This window comes from Pseudomonas sp. BN102 (genome assembly GCF_029871245.1).
GTDB lineage: Bacteria > Pseudomonadota > Gammaproteobacteria > Pseudomonadales > Pseudomonadaceae > Metapseudomonas.
On sequence record NZ_SSON01000065.1, the window covers coordinates 141,229 to 158,524 of the forward strand.

At 65.4% G+C, this 17,296-nt stretch carries 13 protein-coding genes; 3 read left to right on the plus strand and 10 right to left on the minus strand.

Going from position 1 to position 17,296, the window contains the following annotated elements; genetic code table 11:
- Positions 1-183 precede the first annotated feature (183 nt).
- From E8F12_RS13930 to E8F12_RS13940, 3 genes are all read right to left on the minus strand, one after another.
- Complete coding sequence (locus tag E8F12_RS13930) at positions 184-882, minus strand: OmpA family protein (protein WP_280325842.1); 699 nt, start codon at positions 880-882, stop codon at positions 184-186.
- Positions 883-962: 80 nt separating this feature from the next.
- Positions 963-1,604, minus strand: coding sequence for an MBL fold metallo-hydrolase (locus tag E8F12_RS13935; protein WP_280325843.1), 642 nt, complete (start codon positions 1,602-1,604; stop codon positions 963-965).
- A gap of 48 nt (positions 1,605-1,652) precedes the next feature.
- Complete coding sequence (locus tag E8F12_RS13940; RefSeq protein WP_280325845.1) at positions 1,653-2,672, minus strand: AraC family transcriptional regulator; 1,020 nt, start codon at positions 2,670-2,672, stop codon at positions 1,653-1,655.
- A 123-nt stretch (positions 2,673-2,795) separates the two neighbouring features.
- Here E8F12_RS13940 and E8F12_RS13945 point away from each other — a divergent pair, with 123 nt between their 5' ends.
- Positions 2,796-3,632 (plus strand): metal-dependent hydrolase, encoded by an 837-nt coding sequence (locus E8F12_RS13945; protein WP_280325846.1) that lies wholly within the window; start codon positions 2,796-2,798, stop codon positions 3,630-3,632.
- 133 nt (positions 3,633-3,765) lie between these two features.
- On the opposite strand, the gene E8F12_RS13950 is transcribed toward E8F12_RS13945, so the two are convergent.
- Together E8F12_RS13950 and E8F12_RS13955 are read right to left on the minus strand one after the other, a co-directional pair.
- Entirely contained in the window at positions 3,766-4,707 is a 942-nt protein-coding gene (locus tag E8F12_RS13950) for an alpha/beta hydrolase (RefSeq protein WP_280325847.1), read from the minus strand.
- Positions 4,708-4,776: 69 nt separating this feature from the next.
- Positions 4,777-5,445: a TetR/AcrR family transcriptional regulator gene (locus E8F12_RS13955; RefSeq protein ID WP_280325848.1), complete on the minus strand. Its 669-nt coding sequence runs from the start codon at positions 5,443-5,445 to the stop codon at positions 4,777-4,779.
- Between the two features lie 88 nt (positions 5,446-5,533).
- Between E8F12_RS13955 and E8F12_RS13960 the strand changes: the two genes are divergently transcribed.
- On the plus strand, positions 5,534-6,388 hold the full coding sequence (locus tag E8F12_RS13960) for a hypothetical protein (protein ID WP_280325849.1): 855 nt from the start codon (positions 5,534-5,536) through the stop codon (positions 6,386-6,388).
- Here E8F12_RS13960 and E8F12_RS13965 read toward each other — a convergent pair.
- The 4 genes from E8F12_RS13965 to E8F12_RS13980 all read right to left on the minus strand — a co-directional run bounded on the left by E8F12_RS13965 (position 6,377) and on the right by E8F12_RS13980 (position 14,522).
- Complete coding sequence (locus E8F12_RS13965) at positions 6,377-9,100, minus strand: LuxR C-terminal-related transcriptional regulator (RefSeq protein ID WP_280325850.1); 2,724 nt, start codon at positions 9,098-9,100, stop codon at positions 6,377-6,379. The genes E8F12_RS13960 and E8F12_RS13965 overlap by 12 nt on opposite strands.
- A 146-nt stretch (positions 9,101-9,246) precedes the next feature.
- Positions 9,247-10,614: a DUF1329 domain-containing protein gene (locus E8F12_RS13970; RefSeq protein WP_280325851.1), complete on the minus strand. Its 1,368-nt coding sequence runs from the start codon at positions 10,612-10,614 to the stop codon at positions 9,247-9,249.
- 31 nt (positions 10,615-10,645) lie between these two features.
- Positions 10,646-12,598, minus strand: coding sequence for a DUF1302 domain-containing protein (locus E8F12_RS13975; RefSeq protein ID WP_280325852.1), 1,953 nt, complete (start codon positions 12,596-12,598; stop codon positions 10,646-10,648).
- Between the two features lie 241 nt (positions 12,599-12,839).
- Positions 12,840-14,522: a fatty acid--CoA ligase gene (locus tag E8F12_RS13980; protein WP_280325853.1), complete on the minus strand. Its 1,683-nt coding sequence runs from the start codon at positions 14,520-14,522 to the stop codon at positions 12,840-12,842.
- Between the two features lie 180 nt (positions 14,523-14,702).
- On the opposite strand from E8F12_RS13980, the gene E8F12_RS13985 reads away from it, so the two are divergent.
- A complete protein-coding gene (locus tag E8F12_RS13985; RefSeq protein ID WP_280325854.1) occupies positions 14,703-15,878 on the plus strand; it encodes an acetyl-CoA C-acyltransferase in 1,176 nt (391 codons plus the stop codon).
- Between the two features lie 201 nt (positions 15,879-16,079).
- Here E8F12_RS13985 and E8F12_RS13990 read toward each other — a convergent pair whose 3' ends face one another.
- Positions 16,080-17,264: an MFS transporter gene (locus E8F12_RS13990; protein ID WP_280325856.1), complete on the minus strand. Its 1,185-nt coding sequence runs from the start codon at positions 17,262-17,264 to the stop codon at positions 16,080-16,082.
- Positions 17,265-17,296: the final 32 nt, after the last annotated feature.

Consider the following 17,296-nt stretch of genomic DNA (forward strand, 5'->3'; position numbering starts at 1 on the left):
TCCATGGCCGCGGCCGCGCCTCTTGGGGGGCACTGGGCCGACGGTTCAGGCTGGGCTCAACGGAGCCCTGCTGCGCAGTCTAGACAGGAATGCGGGAACTGGCGTTGCGCCAATAATCGAACGACGAGCGGCAGAAGCGACAAGGCCCGCGAATGCGGGCCTTGTGCGGGGTGGAGCGGTTCCTTACTGCTGCGAAACCTGGGCGCCGGGGATGGGAGTCAGCTTGATCTCCACGCGGCGGTTCTGCGAACGGCCGGTCTCGTTGGCATTGCTGGCGACCGGCTGGTCCGGACCCATGCCGCGGGAGGTCACGCGGGCACCATTGACGCCCTGGGCCATCAGGTAGTTGGCCACGCTCTGGGCGCGCTGCTGCGACAGGTTCTGGTTGTACTGGTGGCTGCCGGTGCTGTCAGTGTGGCCGACCACCTCGATGTTGTTCTGGTCGTACTGCTTGAAGGAAGTCGCCAGGTTGTTCAGCGGGCTGTAGAAGTTGCTGGCGATATTCGCGGAGTTGGTGGCGAAAGTGATGTTACCGGGCATGATCAGGTTGAGATTGTCGCCCTGGCGCTCCACCTGCACGCCGGTGCCTTCCATGCTGCGGCGCAGTTCGGCTTCCTGCTTGTCGACGTAGTAGCCGTAGCCCGCGCTAGCCGCGCCGGCCACTGCGGCACCGATCAGCGCGCCCTTGCCACGGTTGTCGTGGTTGATCGCGGCCCCTGCTACGGCGCCGGCGAGGGCACCCAGGGCGCCGTACTTGGCGGTCTTGCTCATGCCGCCCTGGCTCGGGGCCTGGCCTTGAGTGTCGTAGGGGCCCTGTGCGGCACAGCCCGACAGCATGGCGAAAGCGGTGGCGGCGATGATCAGGCGACGCGGGGTGAACATGGACTCATTACTCCTGAGAAATCGTTTAGCCGGTGTGGCTGCGGGCAATTAGACATCAAACTCCGCAGAAATTCCCTGGGTCAGGCCCGCACGAAGGGATTTTCCCGCATCTCGTCGCCCAGCCGGGTATCCGGGCCGTGGCCGGTGACCACAGTCGCCTCCTCGTCCAGGCTGTAGAGACGCTGCTTGATGGAGCGCTCGATGGTGCCGTAGTCGCCGCCCCAGAGGTCGGTACGGCCGATGCCGCGGCGGAACAGGGTATCGCCAGCGATCAGCAGCTTGGCCTGGGGGAACCAAAAGCTCATGGAACCCGGGGTGTGTCCCGGCGTGTGCAGGGCCACGCCGCAGCCGCAGGCGAGCTCCTCGTCGTCCGCCAGCCACTGGTCGGGCGCCGGCACCGGCTTGTAGGGCACGCCGAACATGCGGCACTGCATTTCCAGGTTGTCCCAGAGGAACTGGTCTTCCTTGTGCAGGTGCAGGGTGGCGCCGGTGGCCTTTTTCAGCTCACCGGAGGCGAGGAAGTGATCAAGGTGGGCATGGGTGTGGATGATGCTGACCAGCTTCAGGCCATGGGCCTCCAGGCGCGCGAGGATCAGCTCAGGATTACCACCCGGGTCCACCACGATGGCTTTCTTGCTGATCGGGTCGCCGATCAGGGTGCAGTTGCACTGCAAGGGGCCGACGGGGAAGGTTTCGCGGATCAGGGCGGTGGACTGGGTCATCGGGCATCTCCGGTACGGCAGCGCTCTGCGGCGCTTGGCAAATGGACTTCACGGCCCGGCACGATAATCGCTCGGCAGCCTCCCCGTCCATTTGCGGAAGGCGCGGCGAAAGTTGGACGGGTCGCTGAAGCCCAGCAGGCTGGCGATCTCGAACAACGGCAGATGGGTGGTGCTGAGGTATTGCAGGGCCAGGCCCTTGCGCATCTCGTCCAGCACCTGTTGATAACTGGTGCCCATGGCCGCCAGGTGCCGGCGCAGGCTGCGGCCGCTGGTGTGCAGGGCGCGGGCGGCGCTGTCGAGGTCGGGGAAGTCGCCGGGGCGTGCCAGCAACAGACGGCGCACACGGGTGAGCAGGGCGTCCTGCACGTCCAGGCTGGCCAGCAGGGCCTCGCACTGCTGCTCGCACATCTGCACCGTTGCCGGATTCGCCAGGGCCATGGGCCGGTCCAGGTAGGCCTTGGGCAGGCTCAGCCAGTGGCAGGGCTGCTCGAACAGCGGCGCCACGCCGAACACCTCCGCGTAACGCGCCGCATAGGCCGGCGCCGGATGGGCGAACCCCACTTGCTGGCCGCGCAGCTCCTCGCCCACCAGGAACCGCGCGATGCTGAAGAAGCTGGCCAGCAGCCCTTCGCCGGCGAAGCGCCCCAGCGGCCCCATGGGAAAGGATTCGGTGGCGCGCAGCTGCAGGCAATCGCCCTGCTCCACCAGCTCCAGCTCATAGGCCAGGCCGAGCACCCGGTAATACTTCATGGCGAACTGCAGCGCGTACCCGAGATTGGCGCTGGACAGCACCGCGTAGCCGAGGATGCCGTGGGTGGAAACGTTCAGCCGCTGCCCCAGCACCAGTCCCAGGGCCGGCTCGCGGCACAGCTGCAGGGCCACGCTGGCGAGCTGGTTGAAGTCCAGGAAAGACAGCCGGCCATTGGGATTGCCGAGGATTTCCGGCTTGACCCTGGCGCCGGCCAGCAGCGCCGCGCGCGCAATGCCCAGTTCCTCTGCCAGGGACAGCAGGGCTTCGGCATAGGCGACGGGTACCAGTTCGGCGGAGAAGGTCAGCGGTTGTTTCATATTGGCTTCTTGTTCTGGGATTTGGCCGGATATGACCCGAAGGTTGGCAGAAGATAACCTTGTCCGACAAAACCCGGCAAGCGGATATTGGGACCATGGTCCAGACAGACTCAAGGAGCCCCCATGGCCAGCACCACCCCCGAAGGATTGGTTATCCGTCCGCGCCACATGGATTTCGATCTGCCCACTCCGCTGCCGCGCCACTGGCACAGCGGAGACGCCTTCAAGAGCCACCTGTTCGATGCGATGTCAGTGCTGTTCCCCGATGGCGAACGCTTCTTCATCGATTCGGTGCGCCACTTCCGCGACCGGATCGATGACCCGGTGCTGAAGGAGCAGATACGCGGCTTCATCGGCCAGGAAGGCCACCACAGCCGCGAGCATCTGGAGTACAGCAACCGCCTGCGCGAACTGGGCTATGACATCGGCACCATCGAGCGCCGCGCCCAGGCGCGGATCCGCTTCACCCAGAAGAAGTTCTCCGTCTACCGCCAGTTGGCCGCCACCGCTGCCCTTGAGCACATCACCGCGATCATGGCCGACGGCCTGCTGAAGAATCCCGAATACATGGCCGGCGCCCACCCCACCATGGCGCGCCTCTGGCGCTGGCATGCGCTGGAGGAGACCGAGCACAAGGCGGTGGCCTTCGACGTCTACAACCAGGTCTGCGGCAGCCACCGCCTGCTGCGCCGGGCGATGCTGATGGGCACCTTCTTCTTCGTCCTCGACACCACCCGCGGTCTGGCGCACATGCTCAAGCGCGACGGTCTCTTGTGGAACTGGCGCGTCTGGCGCGACGGCCTGAGCTGGATGTGGGGCCGCAATGGCATCTTCCGGCCGCTGATCCGGACCTACCTGGACTTCTTCAGGAAGGGCTTCCACCCCTGGCAGCACGACAACCTGGAGCTGCTGTACAAGACGCGGGAAGAGTTCGATGTGCCGCAGGCGAGTGCGGCTTGAACATTGCCCGGATAAGAAAACGGCCCTTCGGGGCCGCTTTCTTTTACCTTCGTAGGGCGCGCTGTGCGCACCGGATGCTCCGCGCAGGCGTTTCGGTGAACACTCAGCGCACCCTACGGTGAAGTTCGAGCGGTCAGCCCAACAAGAACCGCATCGCATCCGCCGCGCTCTGCTGCGGAATTTCCTCCATCGGGATATGCCCCACCCCCGGGTAGGTCTTCACCTGGATTCCCGGCAGGTCACGCTGCCAGAGCGGCACGTGCTTGGGTGAAATCCAGCGGTCCTTCTCGCCCCACAGCAGCAGGGTCGGCGCCTTGATCTGCGCCACCCGTTGGCCGCTGCGCTCCAGCTCGGTGCTATTGACCTTCAGCAGCACGCGGAAGATATCCATCATGGCCCGCCGGTTCCCCGGCCGGCGGGAAAGGTCGTAGTAGCGGTCCACCACACCAGGCTTTATCCGTCCCGGCTCGCCGTAGACCTCCTTGATGCCCTGGGCGATCAGTGCCCGCGGCATCCACAGCGGCATGGCCAGGGTGGCGCCGGGCAGGGCGGCGGAGGCGATCATCCAGGGCACCTTGCGCATCGGGTAACCGGCCGGGTCGATCAGCACCAGCTTGTCCACCCGATGCGGCTGGATCAAGGCGAAGTTCCAGGCGATGTAGCCGCCCAGGGAGTTGCCGGCGATGGATGCACTGGCCACGCCCAGGTAATCCAGCAGCAGGCCGAGGATGCCGATCATCCGTTCGGCGGAGTAATCGCCGCTGCGCTTGGGCCCGGTGAGTCCGAATCCGGGCACGTCGAAACGGATGATCCGGTAATGCGGGGCGAAGGCCTCGACCCAGCCGTCCCAGGTGTGCAAGGAGGCGACCACCCCATGGATCATCACCAGCGCCGGCTTGTCACGGCTGCCTTCGTCGCGGTAGTGGACATTGAAACCATCCAGCTCGATGAAGCGCGAACCGCTGTCGGCGCTGGCGTAGCGCGCCTTGAGGCGGTCGAGCGGCAGGGAGCCGAAGCCCAGGCGGGCGAAGCCGGCGGCGAGCGGCGGCGACAGCGGCAAACTGGATGCAGACATGCGGGGCACCTCGTGATTGTTGTTGTCGAGGGCCTATCAGAGCATGCGGTCAGGACAGCCGCGCCCAACCTAGGTTGAGCGTGAGCAGAGCGCCGAAATCAGCAAATCTCCCAGCACCGCCTTGGCCCGCTCTATTTCTGCCGCACTGGCCGCACTGGCCAGCAGGTCGAGGGACGCCGCCTCCATGGCCCAGAGCAGCGCACGGTAGGTCAGCGGCTCGCGCTCCTCGCCATCGCCATCGCCATGCAGGCGTTCGGCGAGCAGGCGGCCCATTTCCAGGTGCGCACACTGGCGGTGGGCGGCCAGGGGCGAATCAGCACGCAGGGCTTCCTCCTGCATCAGGCGGATGATCGGACCGACCGCGAGGTGGTAGTCGAAGAAGCGCGACACCATCCCGCGCAGCCAGGCCTCGGGACTGCCAGCGTCGCCCTGCATCTCGCGAAAGCGTGCCAGCAGGAGCACCACGGCAGTGCGGTAGATGCTTTCCAGCACGTCCATCTTGTTAGCGAAGTACTTGTAGAAGGTGCGGCGGGAGACACTGGCCGCGTCCAGCAGATCGTTCACCGTGGTCTCGGCTATGCCCTTGCGGGCGAATACCGGTATCGCCGCCAGCTGGATATTGGCGCGCAGCAGGTGGCCGACCAGAGGGCCTTCCCCCTCACCCTGCTGGCGCACGGCGTTGAACCCGCCCAGATCCTCGAACACCGCGCGCACGGCGCCCTGCTCGCTCGTTTCCATTGCAGCGCTCCCAACCAAGGCGCGGGTGACGGCGCATCCCGGCCTCGCTACTCTTGGCCGGCCCTCCCCCGCAGGATTGTCCTGGTCGATGACGCTAACACGCTCCCTGCTCTGGCCGCTGGCCATCCTTTTGCTGGTTTTCGCCCTGCGCGCGCCGGCCGCCGAACTCTTTTACCTGGGGCAGAAGATCCCCGACATCCAGCGCCCCTGGAACAGCGCCGACTACCACCAACTGATCCAGGCCCTGGCAAAGATCGACACCACCCAGGTGAACGCCCTGCCACGGCGCAGCGGCGAGTTCACCGGCCCCATCTACACGCGCATGGTCAGCGAGGAGAACTTCAAACCGCAGCTGAATATCTATGCGCCCCTGGAGCTGCGCCAGAACGAGGCGCGCGAGGTGCTCTTCCAGCTCAAGGAGCTGATGCGCCTGTACTTCGACTTCAAGGCCGCGCAGCAGCCCTACGGTGCCGTGGCCCTTGGCCTGATGACCTATTCCCTGCGCCAGCAGGCCATCCTCTTCACCCTGACGGTGGAGTTCTGGATGACCCTCTCGGCAAAGGAACAGAGCAGCGCGATCCGCCTGCAGGGGCTGCAGGAAACCAAGGCGGCCGCGGCCATGCTGACGTCCAGCGCCCTCGACTATCTGGGGCTGACCCGCCAGTTCAATCGCGAGGACCTGGTGCTCTACAGCGCCGAGCTGGCCAAGCAGCTGCCCGAGCTTTTCGTGCACCTGCAGGGCGATGTGCGCGGGCAATTGCTAGCGCGGGTCGCCGACCTGGCGGAGAAGCATCCCTACGGCGAAGTACGCAGCAACATGGCCGACCTGCTGCCGGTGCTGGCCGGCATCCAGCAGGATGTGGATGCCCAGCTGAGCAAACCAGCGCCGGCCAATGCGGCCGCGGCAAAGCTGGACCTCTCGCCGCCGGCCTCAGCGAAGTAACCCGAGCGCCTTGGCCCGGGCCACCGCCTGGGTACGACGCTCCACGCCCAGCTTGCTGTTGATGTGGCGGGCGTGGCTTTTCACCGTGTGCAGGGAGATGAACAGGCGCTCGCTGATTTCCTGGTTGGAGCAGCCCTGGGCGATCAACTGCAGCACCGCCAGCTCCCGCGAACTGAGCGCCTCCGCGGGCCCGGCGTCCGCCGGCAACGCAGCCTCCGCCCCTGGCAGCAAGTCGAAGAGCTCGCGCACGGCTTCCGGCGGGCGGGTCGACAACTGCTCGCGCAACCACTGGGGATGCTGCTCCAGCAGTTGTCGATAAGGCAGCAGGGCACCACCTGGCAAGGACTCCAGGGCGCGATCGAGCATGGCCACGGCATCACGCTCGCGGCCGCTGCGCAGCAGCTGCACCAGTTGCAGCCGGGCCATCAGCGCCACATGGTGGGCACCCTGGCCTTCGGCTTTCTGCAGCAGCCCGCGCAGGCGGCTTTCGGCCTCCGCCGGCTTGTCCTGGGCACGGTCCAGGGCGGCCAGCTGCAGGTCGATGTAGAGCGGCAGCTGGGGATGGAATTCGGGGGCCGCTGCGGCGGCTTCGCCGGCGTAGGTTTCCGCCAGGCGCGGCAACCAGGCCTCGGCCAGATCCACCTGTCCCTGGGCCAGCCAGAGCTCGCATTTGGACAGGGTGATCATGGCCAGGTAATAGATCGGCGGCACGTCCCAGATATGCATCAGGCGCTCGGCCTCGGCCAGCTGCGCGAAGGCGGCGGCAAAGCGCCCGTCGCGCCCTTCCAGACCGGCCAGGGCGCAGTGGCCGATCAGCAGGCTGATATCGCGGCAGGCACGGGCTTCGGCGATGCCCGCCTGCAGGCTGACCCGCGCCGCCTGGGGCTGCATGCGCACGCAGAGCAGGTAGCCCTGGTAGAGCATCAATCGCGCCCGCGCGACGAAAGCCCGCGGCGTTGCCGCGCCGCGCAGGCGCTCCAGGCCTTGTTGCACTTCGCACTGGGAACGCAGGATCTCGCCACGCGCCTGCAACACCCGGGCACGGTCGTAATGGACCAGCGATTCGAACAGTGGGTTGGCGCCGCGCTGGGCCAGCTCCAGCGCCTCGCGATTGAGGCCACGGGCGCGCCAGAGGTCACCGCGCACCACGGAGACATTGCCCAGCAGGGACAGGCAGAGATGACGGAGACCGTAGTTCTCCACCGGCAGGGTGGCCAGGGCTTCGCTGCAGAAATGTTCGGCGCGCTGGATATCGCCACGGCCCCGGGCGATCAGGGCGCTTATGGCCTGCCACTGCACCAGCAGGTTGCGCTGCTGCGGGGCATCCGGCGCTGGCAGGAAGCGCGCGAGGTTGGCGGCCAGCTCTTCCGCTGCGTCCAGCTGGCAGGCCAGGCCAAGGGCCAGGCTGTAGAGCACGATCAGCCGTGGCGTGCTGGACAACAGGCTGTCGGGCAGGTCCATCTTCCAGCGCAGCAGCATGGCAATGTTCTGATTGGCCAGCAGCTGTTCTTCGGACAAGTTCTGCACCAGCGAGGCCGCCACATCCGGCTGGCCGGCGCGCAGGGCCTGCTCCACGGCCTCGTCCAGCAATCCCTGGGCACTGAACCAGCGGCAGGCACGCAGGTGCATGCCGGATGGCGTCAGGCTGGTGGCTGCGCGGGCGCGCAGCAGGTCGGAAAACAGGTGGTGATAGCGGAACCAGCGACCCTGCTCGTCCAGGGGCACCAGGAACACCTGGTGGGCTTGCAGGTGACGGAGGATGGCGGCGCTGTCGTGGCTCTCGCGGACGGCGTCGCAGAGCTCGGCGCAGAAGCGCTCGAACCGGGCGGTTTCATAGAGGAAGGCCTGAACGTCGGGCCCCTGGAGCTCGATCACCTCCTCCAGCAGGTATTCACGGATCAGGCTCTCGTCGCCATGGGCGGCCTGCTCGGGCTCACCGCTGACCGGTGCGTCCTGCCCGGCCAACAGCCACAGGCGCAGCCCGGCCACCCAGCCTTCGCTGCGCTGCAGCAGGCCTTCCAGGTTTTCGCCGTCGAGCCTGGCCCCCTGGCTCTGCAGCAGCGCCACGCATTCTTCTTCGGTGAGGCGCAGGTCCTGCTCGTTCAGCTCCAGCAGGTGCCGCGACAGGCGCAGTCGTGCCAGGTGCCAGTCCGGGCGCTGGCGGCTGGTGACCAGCAGCACCCAGCCATCGGGCAGGTGGTTGAGGAGGAATTGCAGGCAGCGGTCGAGCACCGCGTTCTGCGCCAGGTGATAGTCATCCAGCACCAGCAGCAGGGGCTGGCCGGATTCGTCGCGTTCGGCGACTTCATCGAGCAGGCCGTCCAGCCACTGCTCGAAGGCGAAGGGCTGGTGGCGCTGGCGCATCTTCAGGTGGCCCATGGCCTCGTCGCCAAGGCCCGGGTAGAACTGCCGAAGGCCATCCAGCAGCCGCTCGAGGAAGCGCCCGGGGTCGCTGTCGCGCACGCTGAGGCTGAGCCAGAGGCTCTGCCAGCCGGACGGCAGGCTTTCGCAGAACTCGATGGCCAGCGAGCTCTTGCCGAAGCCGGCCGGCGCACTGAGCATCAGCAGGCGGCCGTCGAGGCCGGCGGCGAGCCGTTCGCACAGGCGCGGACGCGGGACATGGCCAGCGGGCTGCGGCGGGCGGAAAAAGCGCGCGTCCGCCATCTGCGCGGCGGCCGTTGTCATGGATCGCGAACTGGTCAGGACGGTCATTACCCAGCTTCTAGGAATGTGCTTGCAGGGGCGCGAACCTGGACGAGCCTAGCCGTTCAGGTGACCCAATAGAAGCCCCAAGCGGAAAGTACCGGCAAGAAAAAGCCGGCCCGAAGGCCGGCTTCCATACAAGGTGTTGCAAGACCTTAGCGAACGCCCGCCTGGCGCAGGGCCGCCGGGGTGTAGTCGCTTTCGCCAGCGGTGTAGCCGTAGTCGTAGGACTGCTTCTCCTCGTTCTTCATGCCCAGGGCCAGGTAGCGCCCGGACAGCAGGTCGTAGAGGCTTTCCAGGGTGTACCAGGGCACCTGGTGGTTGTAGTAGTACTGGGCATGGGCCTCGGCCACGCGCCACAGGGTGCCGCGACCGTCGTAGTGGTCGATGGCGGCGGCCTGCCAGGTGTCTTCGTCGATGTAGAAGTCACGCTTGGCATAGATGTGGCGCTCGCCCGCCTTCAGGGTGGCCACCACGTGCCAGACGCGGTGCAGCTCGTAGCGGGTCAGGTCCTGGTTGATGTGGCCGGCCTTGATGATGTCGCTGTACTTCAGCTTCGGATTATCCAGCTTGTAGCTGTTGTAGGGGATGTAGATCTCCTTCTTGCCTTCCAGCTTCCAGTCGTAACGGTCCGGCGCACCGTTGTACATGTCGAAGTTGTCGGAAGTACGCAGGCCGTCGGCGGCGGTGCCCGGACCGTCGTAGGACACCTGCGGGGCGCGGCGCACGCGGCGCTGGCCGGCGTTGTAGAGCCACGCCAGGCGCGGCTCCTTCACCTGGTTGAGGGTTTCGTGCACCAGCAGCACGTTACCGGCCAGGCGGGAAGGCGCGGTCACGCGCTGCTTGAAGTAGAACAGTATGTTGCTCGGCTTGTTCGGATCGTAGTCCTTCAGCTGGTCGCGGAAGGTGAACTCGTCCTGGAAGTACACCAGGCTGTAGGAGCCGTTCGGCTGCGGGGTTGCCTGGGTCACCAGACGACGGACGCTGCCGCCGCGATAGCGGGTGATGTGGTTCCAGATGGCTTCCAGACCGTTCTGCGGAATCGGGAAGGGGTTGGCAGTGCGGAAGTTCTCCAGGCCGTTGCCGCCCTCCACCAGCTTGGTATTGGTGGCGTTGTTCTGGGTGGCTTCGATCACCTTCGCCGGAACGGAGGCCGAGCGGTGGGTCTTGTACACCGGCATCTTGTAGGTGTCGGGGTAACGCTTGAACATCGCCAGCTGGCCGGGGGTCAGCTTGTCCTTGTACTGGTCGACGTTCTGCGCGGTGATGGTGAACAGCGGCTGCTCGCTGGCGAAGGGGTCCGACAGGAAGCCCTTGGAATCGGCGGTGCCGGCGTTCTGCGGCAGGCCGCCGGTCCACTCGGGGATGCTGCCATCGGCGTTGCCAGCCTTCTCCGCACCCAGCGGGGTCAGGCTTGCGCCCAGTTTGGCGGCTTCATCGGCGGAAACCGCGGCCATCACGCTGGAGGCCAGCAGGGACAGCGCCAGGACGCCGGTTTGCAGCAGACTCTTTGTTGTTTTCATGTGCATTGTCTTCCTCAAGATTGCAGTCCGCTTAGAAGTTCACGCCGAAGCTGAGTGCAAGGAAATCGCGATCGATCAAGGTGTTGTACTTGCCGCCGAAGAAGTCGGTGTAGGACACGTTCGCGGTGTAGGTGTTCTGGTACTCGGCATCCAGGCCCAGGCTGACGGCCTTGGCGTCTTCGGTGAACAGGCCGTTGGGGCCGTAGCCGTCGACGTCATGGGACCAGGCCACGCTCGGCTTCAGGTTGATGCCGGCGAACACGTCGTTGTAGTCCCACACCGCGCGCATGCGGTAACCCCAGGCGGTGCTGGTGACGAAGCCGTCGTCTTCGCAGTACTTGCTGACGTTCTCGGCATTGGCGTTGTTGCCCAGGGTGCCGGTGTTGAGGGCCACGCACTGGTTGTTCGGCAGCGGGCCAGGGCCGAAGACCGGGTCGCGGCCATAGCGCGCCTTGCTGGTGCTTTCCAGGCCGCCGGTGTGCACCACACCGATCTCGCCCACCAGGGTCAGGCGGCTGGCGCCCATGACCTGATCGAAGAAATGGGTGAAGGTGGTCTGGAACTGGCTGATCTCCTTGCGGCGATAGCCGTGCAGATCAGTGCCCGGGGCGCCGCGCAGCACCGAAACGCTGGGGTTCAGCGGGGTCAGGCCAGCGAACAGGATATCGGTGGTGTTCAGCTGCACCGGCGCATTGGGCCTGTAGCTGACCTCGCCGCTCCAGGCCGTGCCAGTGGGCAGGGTGGTGGAGAAGCTCAGGCCGAAGAGGTGGATGTCTTCCGGGTACTCGACGAAGTACTGGGAATTGCCCGCTACGACCAGGGGCGCCAGCTGTGGGGTCAGCTGCCCGGCAATCGCGGCCGCACCAGGTACCCCAGCCTGGGCCAAGGCCTGGGCCAGTTGCGGGCCGAAGCCACGCGGATTGCCGGGTGCGAACAGGCCGAAGGTACTGGCGGGAGCAGCCGATCCGCTGAAGATCGGAGTACGGCTGTGGTAGTTCAGGTAATAGGCGCCGAACTCGGTGTCCAGTTCCTCGGCGAAATAGCGGAACGCCATGCCGTACTGGCCATCGTCATCGGCATCACGGTCGGCCCCGCGACGGACGATCACGCCCTCGTCCGGATTGCCCCAGGTAACGCCGTTATTGCGCAGCACACCCTGCACGACGGGCGAGACACGCCCCAGCGAATTGGCCAGTTGGGCCTGGGTGCGCAGGACGGCCAGGTTCTGGTCACAACCATCGGCGATCACGTCCGGCTGGGCGAAGAAGGTGCCGCAGTTGTCGACGACGGTCTGGTCCCACTCCAGCTGGTAGAAGGCTTCGGCCGAGAGGTTGTCGGTCAGGCTCTGGGACACATAGAACATGTTGACCGGGATCAGGCCTTCCTTGATCTCGGCGCCCGGACGGCGGAAGGCGGACACGTCGATCGGGTTGATCGAGTTGATGCTGTTGCCGATGAAGGTGCTTTCACCCCAGCTCACCACCTGCTTGCCCAGGCGCACGCTGCCCGGCAGGTCGGCGATGTTGTAGTTGTGATAGACGAAAGCGTCGAGCAGCTCGGCGCCGGAGGACTTGGCGCCTTCCTTGCGACCGCTGTCGTCGATGTCCTTGAACAGGCGGCTCTCGTCCTTCAGCTCGAAGTCGTACCAGTACTTTCCACGGACGAAGACGCCGGTGTCGCCGTACTTGAGTTCGAGGTCATGGATGCCCTTGAAGATCTTCGAGAAGGTTTCGCCCTTCTTGAAGTTCAGGTGGGAGTCGTCGGAGGTCTGCGACAACCCGTCACCACCGTTGTTGAAACCGATCAGGTCCTTGTCGGCCCCGCGCATGGACCAACTCGCCCCCACCGACAGAGAGGAATCGAACTGCCCCTCGATCTCACCGATGTTGAAGTTCACGCCGAATGCCGGAGCGGCGAGCGTGGAAGCGAGGCTGACGGCCAGTGGCAGTTTTGCCAGGCGCCAGAACGTTGTGGTTGTTGTCATCGACGCTACTCCATGTGTTTTTTGTTATTGATGCTTGCGGACTATAGCCAGCAGGTATTAGCGCTTGATCCCTCGAAAGTGTGATTTGGAACCCCCAAGCACTCTGGCTCGCACCTTCCGACGGACTAGTCCGATCCTTCGGTAGGAAAGATAGCCAGTTATTGGCAGAAAGCAGCAAATAACAAGCCAAGCGTTTGCTTGGTTGCCGGGCCACGCCCCCCAAAGGCGCGGCCCGTGCTGCTCAGAGTGCGGAGAGGAAAGTGCTGCCGGCGGCCTGCCATTGGGCGATGTCGACACGAATGCGCTTCTTGTCCAGCTTGCCGACACTGGTCTTGGGAATTTCAGTAACAAGCGCGATCTGGCTGGGAATGGCCCACTTATTGATGTGACCTTGCTCGACGAAGGGCTTGAGGTGTTCCTTCAGGGCCTTGGCATCCAGGGCCTGGTTGTCACGAACCACCACCAGGGCGAAGGGACGCTCGCCCCACTGCGGATCGGGCACCCCCACCACCGCCACTTCCTTCACGGCCGGGTGACGGCTGATCAGGTCCTCCAGCTCCAGGGAAGAAATCCACTCGCCGCCGGTCTTGATCACGTCCTTGATGCGATCGCGGATATCGACGAAGCCCATGCCATCCAGGGTCGCCACGTCACCGGTGTGCAGCCAGCCGTGCTCCCAGAGCTCCTCGCTCTTCTGCTCTTCGTTGAAGTAACCGAAGGTCAGCCAAGGCGCGCGCAGCACCAGCTCGCCCTGGGACTCACCGTCCACCGGCTGGAACTTGCCGTCGGCGTCCATGAGGGCCGCCTCCACCAGCGGCACCGGCACGCCGGCCTTGATGCGGTAAGTGGTGCGCTCGTCCTCGCTGCCGGCAAGCAGCTCCTCGTTGAGGTACGCCACCGAGATCAGCGGGCAGGTCTCGGACATGCCGTAGGCGGCCGTGAGCTGGATGCCACGGGCCTTGGCCGCTTCGTAGAGGGCGCGGTTCAGGGCGCTGCCGCCGATGATCATCTTCAGGCCGCCGAAATCGTGGCCCTGGGCGGTTGGCGCGTTCATCACCATCTGCAGGATGGTGGGTACGCAGTGGGAGAAGGTGACCTTCTCTTCACGAATCAGCCGGCAAAGCATGTCCGGCTCGTAGCGGCCGGGGTAGACCTGCTTCACCCCGAGCATGGTGGCCACGTAGGGCACACCCCAGGCATGCACGTGGAACATCGGGGTGATGGGCATGTAGACGTCGTCGGTGCCCATCAGCCGGATGCTGTCCAGGGACCCGATGGTGGAGGCCATGGACAGGGTGTGCAGCACCAGCTGGCGGTGGGTGAAGTAGACGCCCTTGGGATTGCCGGTGGTGCCGGTGGTATAGAAGGTGGTGGCCACCGAGTTCTCGTCGAAATCGGGGAAGTCGTACGTCGGGCTGGCCGCCGCCAGCAGGGTTTCGTACTCGCCTACCAGGTTCGGCAGGTCCGCGTTGTGGTCCGTGCCGTCGGTGAGCAGCAGGGTCTTTTCCACGGTGGTCAGCTGGTTGCCGATGGCCTGGTAGATCGGCAGGAACTCGCTGTTGACCAGCACGAAGCGGTCCTCGGCGTGGTTCATGGTGTAGAGGATCTGGTCCGGCGAGAGACGGATGTTGATGGTGTGCAGCACCGCGCCGATCATCGGGATGGCGAACATGCACTCCAGGTAGCGGTGGCTGTCCCAATCCATCACCGCCACGGTGTCGCCGGCCTTGACCCCGGCCTGGGTGAGGACGTTGGCCAGGCGCGCCACGCGCTCGTTGAAGGTGGCGTAGCTGTAGCGGATGCGGTCGCGGTAGACGATCTCGCGGGTCTTCTCGTAACGGCTGCCGGACATCAGCAGGCGCTTTACCAGCAAGGGATAGACGTAGGCGTTGTCGGCGGGCTTGATGATGCGGGTCTGGAGCATGGGCACACCTGGTGAGGTTGAAGAGAATTTATTGTTGTTCCCGACTTTAGGTCGCTTCGCCCCTGCGCAAATCAGTCAAAAGAGTGATTTGATCGGTGACCCTTTGGCTCTTTTCGGTCACGAGATAGAATCGCAGGCTCCGGCCGGTCGCGGCCCGTCATCCACAAAGGTAGGTTCGAGATGTCCGAAATCGTTATCGTCAGTGGCGCCCGTACTCCCATGGGCGGCTTCCAGGGCAGCCTGTCCGGCGTTTCCGCCGTGGACCTGGGGGCGCTGGCCATACGCGAGGCCGTCAGCCGCGCGGGCATTGCGCCCGCCGACGTGCAGGAAGTGATCATGGGCAACGTGCTGCCCGCCGGCCTCAAGCAAGGCCCGGCGCGCCAGGCGGCACTGAACGCCGGCCTGCCCGCCGCTACCGGCTGCACCACCATCAACAAGCTCTGCGGCTCCGGCATGAAGGCCGTGATGCTGGCCCACGACCTGCTCAAGGCGGGCAGCAACAGCGTGATGGTGGCCGGCGGCATGGAAAGCATGTCCAACGCTCCCTACGTGCTGGAAAAGGCCCGCACCGGCCTGCGCATGGGCCACGGCGAGATCAAGGACCACATGTTCCTCGACGGCCTGGAAGATGCCCGTACCGGCCGCCTGATGGGTTCCTTCGCCCAGGAAACCGCTGACAAGTACGGCGTCACTCGCGAAGAGATGGACGCCTACGCCATCGAATCCCTGAAACGCGCCCAGGCCGCCATCGCCGATGGCTCCCTGAACGCCGAGATCGTCCCGGTCACCGTGGTCACCCGTAAGGGTGAAGTCCTGGTCAAGGACGACGAGCAGCCGCTGACCGCCAACCTGGACAAGATCCCCAGCCTCAAGCCGGCGTTCCGCAAGGACGGCACCATCACCGCCGCCAACGCCAGCTCCATCTCCGACGGCGCCAGCGCTCTGGTCCTGATGACTGCGGAAGAAGCCGCCCGCCGTGGCCTCAAGCCCCTGGCAAAGATCGTCGGCCACGCCACCCAGAGCCAGGACCCGAGCGAGTTCACCCTGGCCCCCATCGGCGCCATGACCAACCTGTTCAAGAAGACCGGCTGGAACAAGGACGACGTGGACCTGTTCGAGATCAACGAAGCCTTCGCCATGGTGACCATGCTGGCCATGCGCGAACACGGCCTGGACCACGCCAAGGTCAACGTCTACGGCGGCGCCTGCGCCCAGGGCCACCCGGTGGGCTCCACCGGCTCGCGGATCATCATCACCCTGATCAACGCCCTGCGTAACAAGGGCGGCAAGCGCGGCGTGGCCTCGCTGTGCATCGGTGGCGGTGAAGCGACTGCGGTGGCGATCGAACTGCTGTAAGGCTTGGCAGACATGCAAAAGGCGCGGTCTCGACCGCGCCTTTTGTTTTTGGCTGTGTCGGCAGTTGCCAGGAAACCGACTCGGACGGCAATTTCGCGCAGGGTGCGCTGTGCGCACCGAAACTTGGGCACAGGATCGCTGGTGCGCACGACGCACCCTACTGGTCAACACAGACAGAGCCTTTGATTTTTCCGGTTTGCCTCAGGCCACCACCGGCCCCGGCGCATGCGCCGGCGTCCTCGGAAACACCAGCGCCGCCGCGAAGGTCAGCGCTGCAAACCCCGTCAGCACCAGATAAAGCCCCGTCAGCCCCTGCCTCGGCTCGATGAAAGCAATCATCGGAATAGCCGCCGCGCTGGCGCCGAAGGACAGGAAGTAACGCAGGGCGAAGACCCTTGCCTGCCACTGCGGCGCGACGAAGTTGGCGACCATCGAGTCGTTCACCGTCACCTGGCCGAACACGGCGAACATGAAGGCTGCTCCCAGCAGTATCACCACCCAGCCATCAGCCCAGGCCATGGCCAGCAGCAAGGGTGCCTGACAGAAAGTGAGCAGCACGAAGGGCAGCTTCAGACTGACTCGGTCGATCACCCGGCCGATCAGCAGCTGAGCAACGGCACCGAAGGCATAGGCCAGACTGACCACCAGGCCGAGGGTTTCGGGCGCGGCGAACAGGTCCTGCAGGCGCTCCTGGAACAACTTCGGATAGGTCACGGTGGAAGTGTTGAACACCACCCCGCCGGTGGCGGTCACCAGCGCCAGCACACCGAATACCAGTGGCATCGAACCCCCTCCCCCGGCCCCCGCACGCCGGGCCCCGGCGACAGCCGGCGGCGGTGCTCCATCGCGCACGCAACGGGCGAACCAGAAACCCAGCAGCAGCGCCACGGTTCCCGGCAGGATGAATGCCGCGCGCCAGCCGAAGTGCGCGGTGAGGAAGCCGGTGAGCAAGGCGGCGAAGGCCACGCCGAGATTGCCCCACATGCCGTTGATGCCGATCTCCCGTCCGCGATTTTCGGCATGGGCCACCAGCATGGCAGTGCCCACCGGGTGGTAGATGGCGGCGAACACGCCCACCAGGGTCAGGCCGGCCACCAGGGTCGGTACCGATGAACTCAGGCCGGTGAAGATGGCGGCGGCGCCAATACCGAGGAAGAACAGCAACAGCATCTGCCGCCGGCTCCAGCGGTCGCCGAGCCAGCCGGCAGGTAGCGAGCAGGCACCGAAGGCGATGAAGCCGCCCAGGGACAGTCCGATCAGCTCGCCGTAGCCAAGGCCGAAATCGCGGCCCATGCCCAGTACGGCGGCCGGGAAGATCAGCATGAACATGTGGTCGATCACATGGGCGGCATTGATGAAGCGGATAACGGTTCGAGGTCGATTCATGGCAGCGGCATTGGCGGTTGGAATGCCCCCAT